This is a genomic window from Gilliamella sp. W8123 (assembly GCF_016101085.1).
Taxonomy (GTDB): Bacteria; Pseudomonadota; Gammaproteobacteria; order Enterobacterales; family Orbaceae; genus Gilliamella; species Gilliamella apis.
This window is the reverse complement of sequence record NZ_JACFRE010000002.1, coordinates 116,050-132,261: the sequence shown is the minus strand read 5'-3', so window position 1 is coordinate 132,261 and position 16,212 is coordinate 116,050. Positions and strand designations below refer to the sequence as shown.

Here is a 16,212-nt window from a genome sequence, read left to right as displayed (position 1 = left end):
GATTTTACTTTATTAAGGTAAAAAACCGCCATTTGAAGTGACCCCCCAATAGTTGGACAACCAATTACTGGGGGGCTTTTTATTTGTCGATAACAGTAGAGATTATAGAGTTTTTAACCTAATCCAATAATTTTCCACCATAAAATTCCAATGGTGAAAACAATAATTAGATTAACTACACTACAAATAAAGCCTACTTTCCACCAAGTTTTTACCGGTACAAATCCTTCAGCAAATAATAATGGATTTCGAGCATTTGCAAACTGAGTAAGAGAACCAAAATAATTGGTACAAATGACTAAAGCAAAAATAGCAATTAATTGTGGTACTCCTAAGGCAATAGCAACCGATAAGAACACGGGGAACAGTGCCGCAATATGTGCATTACCACTGGCAAAGAAATAGTGTAAATAAACATAAGCTACGCATAAAATAATGATAACAAAAATCCAACTACTATCACCTAAATGGCCTTTTACTGCTGCACCAATGGTATCGCCTAACCATTTAGTTACACCAAGTTTATTAACTTGACCAGCCATCATTAACAAAGCAGCAAACCAGATTAATGTATCCCATGCCGCTTTTTCACCTTTGATATCATCCCAACTTAATACACCAGTTAAAATTAAAATAGTTAAACCAATAAATGCGGTTGTAGTTGAATCAATACCAATATTTTTACCAAAAATCCAAAGTGCTAATAATAAAACGACTGTAGAACCCATAATGATTTCTTTTAAGGTAATTGAACCCATTTTCTTAAGTTCTTCAGCAGCTAATTTTGGTGCTTCGGGTGTTTTTTTCAATTCTGGATTAGTTAAAAAATAAATAACTAAAGGAATAACAACAAATGACACTAAACAAGGAACAATTGCAGCAATAAACCATTGTCCCCAACCCAAAGTGATACCAAGTGATGAAGTCACTAATTTAGCTGCTAACAAATTACCAGTAAAGGCAGTTAAAAACATTGCCGAAGTAATGTCGTTAACGTGACTTATGGTTAGCATTAAAAAAGTACCAATACGATTTCTTGATTCATCTTTAGGATTTGAATTAAAGTTGATAGCCAATGCTTCAGCTATTGGGTAGATTACCCCACCAGCTCGAGCCGTAGTACTTGGAATCGCCGGCGCTAAAGCAACATCGGTTACTGATAATCCATAAGCTAAACCTAAGGTATTTTTACCTAAAATTTTAACTAAAAAATAAGCAATACGTTTACTTAAACCAGTTTTAATAAACCCTCTAGCAATCATAAACGCGATAACAATCAACCAAATTAAACTACTGTTTAATTCACTTAATGATATTTTGACTGATTCGGCAGCGGTTGTCGCTCCTGATGGTCTAAGAACAGCAAATACCGTAATAGCTAATAATCCAATTGCGCCTATAGGCATGATTTCTGCAACAATACAGGCGATAGTTGCCACAAATATAATACTTGTTCGCCACCCTTCTACACTAATACCTTCTGGTGGAGATATAAAAAGCCACAATATTGCCGATATTCCTGCAATAATAATAAGAGGAAGCCATTTAACTGGCGGTTTTTTTACTGTACTCATAATATTTCCTTTTAAATTAAATATCAATTTAATCAAATTGATAATGAAATGATATAATTGGTAAAATCTTTATTTTATTCGCAATATCTAGCTTATTTGATATTCTTGGTCGAGCAGTTGAAAAGCAAAATTATCAGGATTGACTATCTTTATTGTTTTATCCTTCAATAAAAATATAGCAGATAAATTTTGCTGATTTTTCAATAATTGTTTAGTCTTTTCAGTACCAAATCCATATAAGATTGTTGAATAAATATCTCCCTCAAGGGATGTATCCGAAATAATGGTTATACTTTCTAATTCATTATCTAAAGGATAACCCGTTTTAGAATCCAAAATATGATGATAAACATGTTGGTTTTCAATAAAGTAACGTTCGTAAATTCCTGATGTAACTACGGATTTATTTTTTACTTTAATAAGACCGACTAACTCATTTTCGATTGAGGAAAAGGGTTTTTTTAACCCAATATGCCAATAACCTTCAGCATCAATGGGTGAATCGCCAGTAGTTAGCACATTACCACCTAAGTTTATTATGGCCTGATAAACATTGTGTTGTTGCAAAACAAGTTTAATCACATCGGCAATATAACCTTTGGCTATTGCCCCCAAATCAATCTCCATGCCAGCCTTTTTTAAAAATACCGAACAAGATTTAGGATCTAATTTAATATCATTAGGATCGATCAAAAATCTCTTTTCAACAATTTGCTCAGGATTGGGGACCTGATGCCCAGAAAAACCGATCTTCCAAAGTTTAACTAATGGGCCAATAGCAACATTAAAGCAACTATCTGGCATTAAACTGACTTTCCAAGCTTGCTCAATAAGCGAATAAACGGCATGACTAACTCTAACCGGATGTTTTCCTGCCGCATTATTGATTGACATAACTTCCGATACCGGTCTATTAACCGTTAATTTATTTTCAAGCTGATTAATGGTATTAAAAACATGTTGCATAACGGTTTCATTAGGCTCAAAAAGCATTAATGATACCGTTGTTCCCATCATAGCTTGAGTATATTCATAGCGTGAATGATGCATTCAAAAATTGCTATTCAGTTATTGATGAATATAATCTGTCGCTTGTTTTCCTGCTTGCATACCAAAAATGATAATATCGGCTACGGCATTACCACCGATACGATTGGCGCCATGTACACCACCAACAACTTCACCAGCAGCAAATACCCCACTGATGACATTTTTCTCGGTATCAAGAACTTGGGTTTCAGTATTAATTGTTACCCCACCCATAGTATGATGAATACCTGGAGCAATTTTGATCGCATAAAAAGGAGCTTTATCTATTGGATGGCGTAAACCAGTAGTTCGACCAAAATCTTCATCTTGTTTGTTATTAACAAAATGATTATATCGTTCAATGGTTTTATGTAAGGTATTCGCATCAATTGACAGTTTTTGCGCTAACTCATCAATTGAATTAGCTTGCACAGTTAGATCTTGCGATACATATTCCTCAACAGACTTATTTTCATCACGAATTTGTTGATCAAATAAAATATATGCATAATGTTCAGGCAACTTAATTATTTCGGCTGATACTTTATCACGTGTATTTAATTCATTAACAAAACGTTCACCTTTTTGTGATACTAAAATAGCACCACCACCACGAATTGATTCAGAAATTAAGTAAGATGTAGTCTGTTCAACAGTCGGATGAATTTGAATTTCTTTCATATCTACTGTTCCGGCACCTAATTTTTCTAAAATCATAATACCAGAGCCAGTTGCACCTTTGTGATTGGTGGTGACAAATCCTTTAAGATCGGGTCGATATTTTTCAACCATTTTATGATTAGCACTAAAACCGCCGGTAGCAATTATAACTGCTTTAGCTTTTATGGTTTGTATTGAACCATCTTCTTCAGTCACCTTAACACCAACAACTTTATTATTTTCAGTAATAATTTCAGTTACATTACAATCAAGCATTACTTCAATGCCACGTCGATTAATGTTTTTAACTAAACCACTAATTAAAAAACCGCCGACTGCAGCACCACTAGCAGGACGATGAGTACGATCAATACTCATACCACCAGTAGTTGTAATACCGCTGAGTTCAATGCCATTATTATCTAACCAATCAATAGCATCAGGCGCATTCTCAACAAAATAGCGTAATAGTTCTGGATTATTTTTGTTTTTGCCACCAATCATGGTTTCTTGATAGAACAGATCTTTACTATCAACAATACCTTTAAGTTTTTGGAATTTGGTTTCCGCAGCATTCATACCTGCAGAAGCTTTATTGGTATTACCGCCAATAACCGACATTTTTTCAATCACAACAACACTAGCACCTAGGTCATGGGCTTGAATTGCTGCAGCAAGACCTGCACCACCACTACCGACAACAACAACATCATAGGCTTTAGCATTTGGATCGCCACCTTCGGCAATAATCGCTTCTTTGTTTGATTGAGCCATTGCCTTAGTAACTGCTTTTTTGAAGGCTTCACTTTGTGATGTAGCACCAGAAATCGCATCTACATGAGGGCTATTTGATTCAATAATTCGATGCTTAATTTCTGAAAAATTATTTAATACCTCATGATCAAAATTATTGGCATTAACTAATTGCATATCTTTGATAAAATCTTTACCAAGCTCAACATTAATCACAAATTCATAAGACTCATCATTGACTTTTTCTTGATAATTTCCTGGTTTAAACTTTTTAACATTCAAGTTCACATCACGAATTAAACTTTCGACAAGTGAAAAATGCCACAAAGGTTCTGGGATATTGAGTTCTTCTCGTTTGTCACTATTGATGAATAACTCTAACTTTTCACCTTTCATGATGCGATCAGTCCAATCTGGATATGCAATACACGCTCGGCCAACTGCGACAAAGTCAAATCCATTATCTAATGCGGCTCTAACATCACTTTCATTAACAACGTTGCCCACCCCAACAACCGGGATTTTAGCTAAAGTTTCTGAACGCATTGCTATATATTTATTAATTAATGGTGTTGGATCTTGAGTATCAACTATCGAAGGCCTTAAAATTGCCCCCATGGAAAAGTGAATATAATCTAAGCCTTTCTCCGCAAGCTTTTCAAGTAAATACATTGAATCATCAAAACGAATCCCCGGCTCTTCTATTTCTTCTGGTGAGAAACGGTAACCAACAATAAAGTCTGAATTTGCATACTGTTTGACCATATTATAGGTAATATCTAGAACCGCTAATGGGAATCGAGCTCGATTATCACGACTACCTCCCCATTTATCATTTCGTTGATTTGAATTTGGTGAATAAAATTGTTGAATCAAATAAGTATTAGCACCATGAATTTCCACGCCATCAAAACCAGCTTGAATAGCTCGACGTACTGCTTGACCAAACTTATCAACCATTTGATCAACTTCATCGGCAGTTAATTCTATCGGTGTAGCTGCTCCCGGTCTTGGTGCCGCAATAGCACTTGGACCAACTGGAGTTTGACCACCAATGAGTTTCGGTTCAACCATTCTACCGCCATGATAAACTTGAATAATCGCTTTTGAACCTTTTTCTTTAATAGCTTGAGCTATTTTTGCCAGACCTTCAATTTTATCATCGCTATCAAGACCGATTGCACCAGGGAAAGCTAATCCTTTATTATCGACAAAACCACATTCAACTATAATTGAGCCTATTTCTCCAGCTCTTGCTCGATAATATTCAATTAAATCACTTGTAACCGAGCCTTCATAAAACCCTGAGCAAGTGGTCATAGGTGCCATCATAATGCGATTTTTTAATGCCACTCCATTGGGTAAGGTTACTGATTTGAAAATATCTTTTTTCATTTATTTATACCTAATATTTAATATTAAAATTAAAATTAAAATTTTGGCGTGCATAATACCATCTCAAATTTCTCTTCTCCACTTACATAAGTTTCATTAGTCAAAAAATATCATTTTTTCGACAGAAAAATATCAAATGTTTTTAGTGAGTTAATTACAAAAATTACAAAATCAAGTCAAATGACTACTCATTTCTTATCGAATTTGTTGGCTTATACAACTATTTTAAGTCTTATAGTCTAAAAAAAAACACTATAACTATTTCATTTACTTATATATTTTTATTAATATAGCACTTGAACTTTATTTATATTCAGCTAGAATGCTTAGCAATTTTAGAAAAGAGAATTTGATTATGATTGTGGTTCAAACACACAGACCAATAACAAAAACAAAATTGAATTGTCTTTTTCTTTTAAATATTGATCCTCCTTTATGGAGGATTTTTTATGTCTACAACTTTAACTTTTCAAGTTTATACCAAATTTTAAATCAAAACCACATTAAGAATAGCCATAAACAGGAGATAGCATGAAACCTTTGATCCCTTTTTATAATCCAAGTATAAGTTATGAAGATAACTATGCTCAAGGCCCTTTTGGACTTTTTGCTGAATTAGATAAGGCTGAACAGGTCGCAACTAAACCAACAAAATTTTTAAATGTCGATGTTAACCTACCATTTGGTCAGCCAGCAGGTCCGTTACTAAATGCTAATTATATTAAAGCTGCTTTTGCTTATGGATTTGACTTATGTGTTTATAAAACGGTTAGAACCAAGTTTCACAAATGTCATCCATTACCGAATGTTTTATCTGTTCATCCTAATGGCAAGTTATCACCTAACTTAGACACAGTATTGGCTGATACAAATTATAATCAACCTTTATCAATTACCAACTCCTTCGGTGTACCATCTTTTGCACCTGATATTTGGCAACCGGATATGGCTGATGCGGTAAATGCAGCTGGCGCTGGACAATGTGTTATTGGTAGTTTCCAAGGAACTCAAGGTAATGGTGAGATAGAAAAAGATTATGCTTTAGCTGCTAAGTTAGTAAGAGAAACTAATGCACCAATATTAGAAGCTAATTTGAGTTGTCCAAACGAAGGTGCAAGTAAACTACTTTGTTTTGATGTCGATAAAGTAGAACGAATTGTGAATGAAATTAAGAATGCGGTGCCAGATCGCCCTCTTATTTTAAAATTAGCTTACTTCCCAGATGATGAACGTATTATATCTCTATTAACTCGTGTCGGAAAAATCATTGACGGATTGAGTACTATTAATACCCTTTCGGCAAAACCGGTAGATGCAAATGGACATCCGGCATTAGGCGAAAACCGTAAGGAAGGTGGTATATGTGGTGATGCAATCCGTTGGGCTGGTTTAGATATGGTTAGTCGACTTAATAAATATCGTAAACAAATGGATTTAAAATTTGCCATTATTGGTGTTGGTGGTGTTAGTAATAGTGAACATTATCATCAATTTATTCAAAATGGCGCTGATGCGGTAATGAGTGCTACAGGAGCAATGTGGAACCCATTATTAGCTATTGAGATTAAAAAAAGTCTTAAATAGTTATCAGTTAACTCACTTTATAACTGATTAATTGTTACAGGGTAACTTATTTGCCCTGTAATTTTATTCTTACCAAAAACTATATCATCACTTCTTGAGAAAATAATAACCGCCAAAAATAACATGTGCAAAGAAGACTATTGCTAAAATAATCCTAACATGCAAAGAATCAAATAAAATAAATGGAATTAATAAAATGATAAATACCATGGTTAACATTTTTACTAATCCTGTTTTTGAAATCTTTTTCTCGATAATCATTTTTTGTACATAAGTTTGATAATAACGAGTTTGAGTAAAATAGTTATACAGGCGATCAGAACTATTTAACCATAGATATGCAGTAAGCAGATAAAAAGGCACTGTCGGCAAAAGAGGAACAAAAATGCCCACAGTTCCTAATACAAAGAAAACCCCACCTAGAAAAATAAATAGCGATTTTTTTAACATATCTAAATCAATTCGAATAACTTTAACTTATGCAAATAATTATTGAAGATAACATAAATAGAGAAAGTTACAACTTTAGGTTCTCGTCGTGATCTCACCTATATTTAAAATTAAAATTGGAACAAAAAGAATATAAAAAAATTAATTTATTGTTACGAAAATTATTCTGTATTTTTAACAATAAATAGTATTGAATTATAGTTAAGATTGATTAAGAAACATTATAAGTTTTATATAGATAGTTTTATGTAAGTGTTTTTGAATTAAACTTAAATTAAGTATAACTTTTAAGAATTGGCGGAACGGACGGGGCTCGAACCCGCGACCCCCTGCGTGACAGGCAGGTATTCTAACCAACTGAACTACCGCTCCGCTTTTTAGATTCTTTAATGCAGAAGATTAAAGTAGGCGTGATATTAAAGATTATTATTATTTTCGTCAATATAAATTTCAAAAATTATGTTCAATTGAATAGAAAACAATCATTAATGCTCTTTCCAAAGCGCCCCACCACTTTTTTTATCAATTTTTTCTAAAATTGAATCATGCGCAGATAGTTCCGCTTCATTAGCTTTAATTACTGTAAGTGGTATCCCATTACGTTCAATTTTTTTTACAGCATTATTCGTCATTGATGAAGATAAATTATCGTCCGAACTAAATGCCAAAGTAGTTTGCCCCCCGGTCATTGCTAAATAAACTTCAGCAAGTATTTCAGCATCCAGTAAGGCTCCATGTAAAGTACGATGAGAATTATCAATTTGATAACGTTCGCACAATGCATCTAAATTATTACGTTTACCCGGGAAAAGACGTCGAGCCATAGCTAATGTATCGGTAACAATACAGTGATCAGCTGTTTTAAAGTCTAACCCACAAAGGCGAAACTCATAGTCCATAAAGCCAACATCAAACGAGGCGTTATGAATAACTAATTCAGCACCATCTATAAATTTAATAAAATCATGTGCTATATTTTTAAAAATCGGTTTGTCTTTAACAAATTCATCACTGATACCATGAACTTTAAAGGCTTCTTCATCAATTAAACGTTCTGGATTGATGTAAACATGAAAATGATTGCCAGTTAATCGTCGATTTAATACCTCAACTGCACCAATCTCAATAATCTTATGACCTTCATAATGATTATTACCATCTTGATTCATACCTGTAGTTTCTGTATCTAATACAATTTGGCGGGTTGAATGTGTTATCACAATATACTCTTCTTTATCTATAATTGGGAATTTTACAAATTAATGGTATAGTCTAACACCAAAACGTACTGATGTTGATACCTCCACTGTTTTAATCAATGATTGATACAACATTAATAATGGCTTATTAATATTTATATTAAGCTAAAATTTCTTGAAAAATAATCACGTAATAAGTTTATAACTATGTCAAATATACAAAAAAATATTGAAATATTCACTGATGGATCTTGTTTGGGTAACCCTGGACCTGGTGGTTATGCAGCTATTTTAAAATACAAAGAAAATGAAAAAGTATTAGCTCAAGGTTATTTTAACACCACGAATAATCGCATGGAATTGCTTGCTGCCATTGTGGCGTTAGAATTACTGAAAGAACCCTGTCAAATTAAGCTTTATTCTGACAGCCAATATTTGCGTAATGGCATTTCGAATTGGATTTATGGTTGGAAAAAAAACGGCTGGAAAACCGCAAAAAAACAACCAGTAAAAAATGTTGATTTATGGCAACGTTTAGATGTATTAGCTAAGTTACATACCATTGAATGGATATGGGTAAAAGGTCATGCGGGCCATATTGAGAACGAACGCTGTGATGAAATTGCCAAAACGCAAGCTGAATCGCCCACCTTACATGATACTATTTTTGAAGCATCATTAACCGATTAATGAGATAAAATAGAAGGTGTAATTACCATGTATCAGTTACATGTTATTCCTGCTCTAAAAGATAATTATATTTGGTTACTTGAAAATGCTAATAAACAGGTGGTTATTATAGATCCGGGTGAGGCTGCTCCAGTGCTAAGCTATATGAAAAAATATCACTTATCACCCCTTGCAATTTTACTCACTCATCACCTTATCGATCACACTGGTGGGGTAACTGAGCTAAAAGCAGCTTATCCCGATATTGAAGCTTATGGGCCAAGTGAAATTAATTTGCAGATTAACCATCTCGAAAACATCAATGAATTATTGATTGCTGATTTTCGATATGAGGTTATTTCAGTACCGGGACATACATTAGGACATTTAGCTTATTATTGTCAGCCATATTTATTTTGTGGAGATACATTGTTTTCCGCTGGTTGTGGTAGAATTTTTGTAGGTGATTATAAGCAAATGCTAAGTTCACTGAATAAATTAAAGCAGTTACCTGATGATACCCTTATTTGTGCAGGACATGAATATACCTTAACTAATTTAGATTTTGCTCAAATGCTGGTTCCTGAGGAGCAAGTTATCCATGAGTATTATGATTTTATTTGCAAAAAGAAAATTACTTTGCCTTCTATTTTAACCAAAGAAAAACAGATCAACTTATTTTTACGTTGTGAGGAAAAAATTTACAAAATAAATTTAATTGTAACAATGAGTTAGAGATGTTTACTTTTTTTAGGAGCCAAAAGGACATTTTTTAGGTATAATACTCAGCTTAAATTAATGTCCTAACTTATAATCTAATGAAAAAATTATTAATATTTACAGTGTTATGTGCTTTTTTAGTCGGGTGTCAAAATCATGGTTCACGATACAACGCTGGCTCAAAAAAATATAATGCTAAATCAATAGTTAATTCTAGCGTTAAAAGTGGTGGTGTTAATTACGCTTCAGTCACGCAAAATCCTTGGCATTATATGTTAAAGCAAATAAACGTTAACGTTCCGAATAATAGCCGTGTTGTTGCCGAACGCGAACGTTTATTACGTAATCCAAAAGGATTTGAAAATATTGCGTTACGATCTGAGCCTTATGTGTATTACATCATTAATCAGTTACGAAAAAACAAATTACCGGTTGAATTAGCTTTAATACCGTTAATAGAAAGTGCTTACGACCCTTTAGCCACCTCTCCTGCCCAAGCCGCTGGTTTATGGCAATTTGTACCTGTTACCGCTAAAGAATATGGCTTAAAACGTAGCAATAGTTTTGATGGCCGACGAGATCTAATCGCATCAACAGGTTCAGCAATCTCTTTGTTACAAAATCTTAATAATCGATTTAATGGTGATTGGTTATTAACATTAGCTGCCTATAATGCTGGTGAAGGTCGAATTCAAAGAGCTATTGATAAAAATAAAGCTAAAGGTTTATCAACAGATTATTGGTCGTTAGATTTACCGACAGAAACAATGCATTATGTGCCAAAAATATTAGCTATTATCGATATTGTTAAAAATAATAAACGTTATGGTATTAAATTACCTGACTGTAATTATGAAAACTCATTAGTTAGAATCGATATGTCTAAAAATGTATCATTGGCTAAAATAGCGCAATATTCAGAATTATCACTTAGCGATTTAATGACATACAATGCAGGTTATGTACAACAAACAGTAAATGGCCCTTTCCATCTACTGGTACCTTATTCTCATGCAGATAAATTATTTAAAAAGTTAAAAAGTGAAAATTTAGTTGCTAATCAAGTAACTGAACTTTTAGAAGATGTTCCGCATAACAATATGCCGTTTGAAATAAAATCTACCACTATTCAATATACCAATACTACAGTAAAAGATACTAAATCAATGTTAAATAGTGGCAAAAAACAGATTACTTATCAAGTTAAAGCAGGTGATAACCTTTATACTATTGCGCAAAATTACCGAGTTAAGATCACCGATCTTTTACAATGGAATAAATTAAAAAATATGCGTGTTAAAGAAGGTGATATATTAACAATTAATTTGGTCAATTCTAATCCAATTTAAATCTAACAAATAATGGATTATGATCTGATGCGGCTGTATTAACTATATTAGCCGCATCAAGCTTCAACCCTCGATAAAAAATAAAATCCAGTGGCCTACCTAGAAACGTTTTTCTTATATCAATCGAGAAATTAACCGGTTTGAGATTTATTGAACGTATCAAATGATAAAGTAGGCTCAACCGTTGCCGACTCCAAGCATTAAAATCACCCGCTAAAATTACTGGTCCATGATGTTGCTTAATATAATTTAATAACATATAGATTTGTTGGCGGTAAACTTTCACCCCTAGACTAAAATTAATGGCATGAATATTAGCAACTAATAGTTGTAGCGTTGAATTTTTAATTGGATAAAGAGTGATTAATGCTGATTTTGGAACACGGATGAATGGTTCTCTTTCTCTAAAGGAGAAAATTTGCGTTGGTTTTATGTCTGTTATTGTCATAACTCCAGCATAAATATCATTTAAACTATAGGCTGGAACATGGTCGGCAATTTTGTTATGCCTAGCAATAAAATTTAATAATTGTGAGGTGGTTTGAGCTTCTTGTAATAATATCAACTTAGTTTGATCTGCATATTGCTCAAGGATATTAATACAATCTGCTCTTTTCTGTTTAAAAATATTCCAAACCAAAACCGAAAAAGACTGTTGGTCGATTAACGGTTTGTCATGCATAATTTTATGGTTTGGTAATATTAATTCAACATCACTTTTTCCTTGATATCGTAATGTATAATCGCGATGTTTAAACATTTTAGCTGTTCATTTTTTCTTTTAGATATTCATCAAATGACATAGTGTCATTTTGTTCTATTTTCTTTTGTTTTTCAATTGATAACATTCGTTGTTGATTAAAATCATCTTCAGTTAGAACTGATAAAGGTTCTGAACTTAGTTGTTTTTTATATTGAGTAGCTAAAGCTAAACCAAATTTGGCTGTGCCCAAATCACTAATCGCGGCTAACGTTCTTGCTGATAGTGTCAATTCCGGTTGATCAAACATCAGATCAAGCCGTTCACAAACTTTTCGATATTGTTGTTTGTCGTCTTGATGATCAAGTACATCTGCGACTCGAAGTAAATCTTTGAAAAGTTCATGCCCTACTTTAGCTAACGGTTGTCGATAGCTATCACAGCCTAATCCAATTTCTAATCCTGGTTTACGGCCTTCAATAATCACTCTATTCCAATTTAATTTTGCACATTCAAGCTCTGCACTACTCATTTCAGGAGCTGGAGCTAAAGCACACCAAATTAGAAATAGGTCGATAAATCGAATTTGTTCCTCAGTAATACCAATTGGTGAAAATGGATTAACATCAAGTGCTCGAACTTCTATATATTCTATGCCACCACGTAGTAAAGCATCGGATGGCGATTCCCCTGATCTTGGAACTCGTTTTGGCCGAATTGGTGCGTAAAATTCATTTTCAATTTGTAATACATTATCATTCAACTGTCGATAATGGCCATCAACCTTAATGCCTAATTTGCTAAATTCGGTTGATTTTGTCTTGGTAGCCCGTTTTAAACCCTCAACATAGGTATCTAGATGATTAAAGGTGATCCCTAATTGTTTCTGGGCATTATTGGTATAACCAATATCACTCATTCTTAGTGAGGTAGCATAAGGTAAATAACAGTTACCATTAGTTTGTTCGATGAACGCTTTTGCTTTTTCTGGATCTTGAATAAATGACGAGCACATTGATGGCGATGCACCAAATAGATAAGGGATAACCCAACCAAAACGGTAGTAATTACGAATTAGAGTAAAATACCCTTCCGAGATAACTGCCTTACCTTCTTCACTGTTTTTAACACCATCTCTCGCTTGCCAAAATGCCATAGGTAATGAAAAGTTATAGTGAACACCTGAAATAGTTTGCATCATAGCACCATAACGATTTTTTAAACCTTCACGGTAGACTGTTTTAAGACGACCTTCATTAGATTTACCGTATTGAGCTAAGATGATGTCATCTTCTTTCGCAACGAAACAAGGCATGCTCAGTGGCCACATTAACTCATCGCCAATATTTACACTGGCATAGCGGTGTAAATCTCGTAAAAAAGTTAACATATAATCGATATTGGTATTTACAGGGGTAATAAACTCTAATAAAGATTCAGCAAAGTCAGTCGTGATCCATGGATGAGTTAATGCAGCACCAATTTTTTCAGGAAACGGCGTTTTTGACAACGAACCATCAGGCAAAATCCGTAATGTCTCACGTTCAAGGCCTCTCTGAATGCCTTGTAAAATAGTATAATGTTTTTCTAACCAACTGAGAGCTTTCGAAACATCAGGAACCATAATATTAACTATCCTAAATTCAGTTTATGTTGGCTTAATTTTAACATAGTTTACTGGTTAAGATAGGCAGTTTTCTTGATTGAGTGAAGCTATTTTAAGGATATGAATCCTCAATCGAAAATAAAAAAACTATTATTTAAAACATTTAAGCAAAGAGTGGAGTGATGAAAAAAGCCATTACTTAGTTAATAAGTAATGGCAATATTATAAATAATGCTTAGATAATGATATTAATTACTAGATTGTTGTTTTTGCTTAGCGACATAATCTTCATCTACTGGTATTACCGTTTTATTTTGTGGATCGATAATATAGGTTTTACCAAAACCAACTACTAATCTTCCCTCTTTCGGGGTTAATTTAAATAAATTAAAATCATTCATTTCAGCTAACATATAAACCATTTTGCTCACTTTTTTAGCTAGCAGATCGACAACAGAATCAAACTGCTCAGTTCCTCTTTCGACAATGGTTGCCGAAGCATGGAAAGACAATCTTCTACGAGCATAAATATTCTTAGTATTAGATTCATCATCAATAATTAAAAAAGATATATTTGAATTAGCTTTGATATTTTTACTATGTGGAGCTAAGTCTGAAATTAAAATGTAATAGTCATTACCGTCAAAAAAATATGGTGAATAGCTAGTATCAACCACTCCTGTTTCGGTGATTGTTGAAAGTATGATAGTTTGCATTGTTTCGTGTAAATCATCTATTGTTTTTTGTACAATATCATTTTTGGACTCAGCCATAAATTACTCCTTGATTTGTTTTAATATTTAGTTAAATAATCTGTTTTCAAAAATCATGATAAATTTAATTGATAACACTTATTAAAGTAGTTTGATATATCACTATGAGAAATAATAATGAAACTACTTGTTGGTAAGTTAGCCTGTAACAATTTTAGCAATTGTTTTTCAGCTACTTTATCTAATGCATTGGTGGTTTCATCCATAAAAATCCAATCCGGTTTATGCATTAAAATTCTCGCAACAACTATACGTTGTTTTTCTCCACCAGAAAGTGTATTTAAATTATCATTAAGTAAATATTTATCGATATCTTCAGAAGAAAAACCCACATCAAACAGTAATTGTTTAATAACAGTAAGATCTTTCTCAAACAATGGTTCTGGATAGCTTACTGCATGAGCCAATCCTCCCATAGGAAAGTAAGCATTTTGTGATAAAAAGAGTTTCTTTAATTTAGGAACCTTGACCACTCCATCATAATATGGATAAAGACCAGAGATTATTTTAAAAAGTGTTGATTTACCTATACCTGATGCGCCAGATAAAACAACTGATTCCCCTTTGTTAATATGGAGATCGGGTAATTTTAGTAAAATCTTTCCATCAGGTTTCTTTATAATTAAATTTTCCAACGATAAACGTTCATTTCCATTTTCAGCTTGATTAAGTTGTTTAAACTGATAAGAGACTTGTTCAGACTGTTGAATAAATTGGCCCAAACGATAACTACATGCTATCAGTTCGGCCAGTTTGTTATAATTGAAAATAAACCAAGATAAATTAGTTACTACATTACTAAATGATTTACTAATTTGCATCAATGATCCTAAACTAACTTTACCGATTAAATAGATTGGTAGAGAAAAAAAGGTCGGAATACTTAATACGGTTAAATAGTAAGGCCGAGTAAAACAACCTAAAATAAATTGCCGTTTAATCAGCTTATACCAATTTTTTACAATACTATTAAAATGTTGATCAAATTGTTGTTGTTCAACCTTTTCTCCCTCTAATAATGCAACAGATTCTTTCGCTTCTCTAAATCGAGTTAAAACAAAACGGTAATTTGCTTCTAAATGTTGTTGCTGAATTAGTAAATTTTTTAATGGGCTTCCCAACTTATGGGCAATATATGAGGTCAAAATGACATAGATAGGGGCTAACCAAATTAAATAATGTGAAATGCTAATATCAATATTGAATAGGCTAAATTCTAACACAAAATTATTGGTTATTTGCCATAAAAGCATAAAATAGGAAAAAAGACCAATACATTGTGTAATAAATGAAAATCCTTCGTTAGTTAATCTCTCGATAAATAAATGGCAATCTTCAGAAATACGCTGATCTGGATTGTCTATGTTTGCTTGATTATTATTTATAAACCAATAGGCTTTATGATTCAGCCAATGACTTATTATCGTGTCATTTAAAACTTTACGCCAAGTTATGACTAATGTTTTTCTTAAATACTCGATGATCAAATAGGTAATGGCACCAAAAAAAGTTAACATGATAAAAACTAATAATTGCGTTATTACCGCTTGCATATCGTACTTTTCTAATGCGTTATAAAAGTTTTTATTCCAATTAATCATTTCAAGACTGATTCTGATTAGAATGATATTTAAACTTATAATAATAAAAGCATAACCAAAACCTAACTTTCCTTGCTTGGATTTGAAACAGAGTTTCATAAGCAAGATGATATTTTTCAATGTTTGCAAAACTTATATTCTCGAAACTAA

General features: G+C 33.0%; 13 protein-coding genes and 1 tRNA gene. 4 read left to right on the top strand and 10 right to left on the bottom strand.

What is annotated here, in order from left to right; genetic code table 11:
• Positions 1-113 precede the first annotated feature (113 nt).
• The 3 genes from H3T56_RS03460 to H3T56_RS03450 all read right to left on the bottom strand — a co-directional run bounded on the left by H3T56_RS03460 (position 114) and on the right by H3T56_RS03450 (position 5,411).
• Complete coding sequence (locus tag H3T56_RS03460) at positions 114-1,574, bottom strand: DASS family sodium-coupled anion symporter (RefSeq protein WP_198192043.1); 1,461 nt, start codon at positions 1,572-1,574, stop codon at positions 114-116.
• 87 nt (positions 1,575-1,661) lie between these two features.
• Complete coding sequence (locus H3T56_RS03455) at positions 1,662-2,624, bottom strand: FAD:protein FMN transferase (RefSeq protein ID WP_198192042.1); 963 nt, start codon at positions 2,622-2,624, stop codon at positions 1,662-1,664.
• Between the two features lie 18 nt (positions 2,625-2,642).
• Positions 2,643-5,411, bottom strand: coding sequence for a flavocytochrome c (locus H3T56_RS03450; protein WP_198192041.1), 2,769 nt, complete (start codon positions 5,409-5,411; stop codon positions 2,643-2,645).
• 531 nt (positions 5,412-5,942) lie between these two features.
• On the opposite strand from H3T56_RS03450, the gene H3T56_RS03445 reads away from it, so the two are divergent.
• Positions 5,943-6,995 (top strand): hypothetical protein, encoded by a 1,053-nt coding sequence (locus tag H3T56_RS03445; protein WP_198192040.1) that lies wholly within the window; start codon positions 5,943-5,945, stop codon positions 6,993-6,995.
• Positions 6,996-7,082: 87 nt separating this feature from the next.
• Here the strand turns inward: H3T56_RS03445 and H3T56_RS03440 are convergent, their stop codons facing one another.
• The 3 genes from H3T56_RS03440 to dnaQ form a co-directional block, all read right to left on the bottom strand.
• Positions 7,083-7,445, bottom strand: a complete 363-nt coding sequence (locus tag H3T56_RS03440; RefSeq protein ID WP_065578741.1) for a YbaN family protein — start codon at positions 7,443-7,445, stop codon at positions 7,083-7,085.
• Positions 7,446-7,740: 295 nt separating this feature from the next.
• Positions 7,741-7,817 (bottom strand) — tRNA-Asp (locus tag H3T56_RS03435).
• A gap of 113 nt (positions 7,818-7,930) precedes the next feature.
• Entirely contained in the window at positions 7,931-8,665 is a 735-nt protein-coding gene (dnaQ, locus tag H3T56_RS03430; protein WP_198192039.1) for a DNA polymerase III subunit epsilon, read from the bottom strand.
• A gap of 195 nt (positions 8,666-8,860) precedes the next feature.
• On the opposite strand from dnaQ, the gene rnhA reads away from it, so the two are divergent.
• The 3 genes from rnhA to H3T56_RS03415 all read left to right on the top strand — a co-directional run bounded on the left by rnhA (position 8,861) and on the right by H3T56_RS03415 (position 11,382).
• Positions 8,861-9,334 carry a ribonuclease HI gene (rnhA, locus tag H3T56_RS03425; protein WP_065651259.1) on the top strand — a complete coding sequence of 158 codons (474 nt, stop codon included), beginning with the start codon at positions 8,861-8,863 and terminating at the stop codon, positions 9,332-9,334.
• A gap of 27 nt (positions 9,335-9,361) precedes the next feature.
• Positions 9,362-10,048: a hydroxyacylglutathione hydrolase gene (gene gloB, locus H3T56_RS03420; RefSeq protein ID WP_198192037.1), complete on the top strand. Its 687-nt coding sequence runs from the start codon at positions 9,362-9,364 to the stop codon at positions 10,046-10,048.
• An 83-nt stretch (positions 10,049-10,131) separates the two neighbouring features.
• A complete protein-coding gene (locus H3T56_RS03415) occupies positions 10,132-11,382 on the top strand; it encodes a transglycosylase SLT domain-containing protein (RefSeq protein WP_034903686.1) in 1,251 nt (416 codons plus the stop codon).
• Here the strand turns inward: H3T56_RS03415 and H3T56_RS03410 are convergent.
• The 4 genes from H3T56_RS03410 to H3T56_RS03395 all read right to left on the bottom strand — a co-directional run bounded on the left by H3T56_RS03410 (position 11,369) and on the right by H3T56_RS03395 (position 16,161).
• On the bottom strand, positions 11,369-12,142 hold the full coding sequence (locus tag H3T56_RS03410; RefSeq protein ID WP_198192036.1) for an endonuclease/exonuclease/phosphatase family protein: 774 nt from the start codon (positions 12,140-12,142) through the stop codon (positions 11,369-11,371). The two genes, H3T56_RS03415 and H3T56_RS03410, sit on opposite strands and share 14 nt — an antisense overlap.
• A gap of 1 nt (position 12,143) precedes the next feature.
• Entirely contained in the window at positions 12,144-13,706 is a 1,563-nt protein-coding gene (gene gshA / locus H3T56_RS03405) for a glutamate--cysteine ligase (RefSeq protein WP_086361185.1), read from the bottom strand.
• Positions 13,707-13,936: 230 nt separating this feature from the next.
• Positions 13,937-14,461: a HugZ family protein gene (locus H3T56_RS03400; RefSeq protein ID WP_198192035.1), complete on the bottom strand. Its 525-nt coding sequence runs from the start codon at positions 14,459-14,461 to the stop codon at positions 13,937-13,939.
• 53 nt (positions 14,462-14,514) lie between these two features.
• Positions 14,515-16,161, bottom strand: coding sequence for an ABC transporter ATP-binding protein/permease (locus tag H3T56_RS03395; RefSeq protein ID WP_199283275.1), 1,647 nt, complete (start codon positions 16,159-16,161; stop codon positions 14,515-14,517).
• Positions 16,162-16,212 lie beyond the last annotated feature (51 nt).

What these genes read in the sequence shown, in the direction of transcription:
- H3T56_RS03460 (WP_198192043.1), bottom strand. Translation starts at nt 1,574, where the DNA reads ATGAGTACAGTAAAAAAACCGCCAGTTAAATGGCTTCCTCTTATTATT.
- H3T56_RS03455 (WP_198192042.1), bottom strand. Translation starts at nt 2,624, where the DNA reads ATGCATCATTCACGCTATGAATATACTCAAGCTATGATGGGAACAACG.
- H3T56_RS03450 (WP_198192041.1), bottom strand. Translation starts at nt 5,411, where the DNA reads ATGAAAAAAGATATTTTCAAATCAGTAACCTTACCCAATGGAGTGGCA.
- H3T56_RS03445 (WP_198192040.1), top strand. Translation starts at nt 5,943, where the DNA reads ATGAAACCTTTGATCCCTTTTTATAATCCAAGTATAAGTTATGAAGAT.
- H3T56_RS03440 (WP_065578741.1), bottom strand. Translation starts at nt 7,445, where the DNA reads ATGTTAAAAAAATCGCTATTTATTTTTCTAGGTGGGGTTTTCTTTGTA.
- gloB (WP_198192037.1), top strand. Translation starts at nt 9,362, where the DNA reads ATGTATCAGTTACATGTTATTCCTGCTCTAAAAGATAATTATATTTGG.
- H3T56_RS03415 (WP_034903686.1), top strand. Translation starts at nt 10,132, where the DNA reads ATGAAAAAATTATTAATATTTACAGTGTTATGTGCTTTTTTAGTCGGG.
- H3T56_RS03410 (WP_198192036.1), bottom strand. Translation starts at nt 12,142, where the DNA reads ATGTTTAAACATCGCGATTATACATTACGATATCAAGGAAAAAGTGAT.
- gshA (WP_086361185.1), bottom strand. Translation starts at nt 13,706, where the DNA reads ATGGTTCCTGATGTTTCGAAAGCTCTCAGTTGGTTAGAAAAACATTAT.
- H3T56_RS03400 (WP_198192035.1), bottom strand. Translation starts at nt 14,461, where the DNA reads ATGGCTGAGTCCAAAAATGATATTGTACAAAAAACAATAGATGATTTA.
- H3T56_RS03395 (WP_199283275.1), bottom strand. Translation starts at nt 16,161, where the DNA reads ATGAAACTCTGTTTCAAATCCAAGCAAGGAAAGTTAGGTTTTGGTTAT.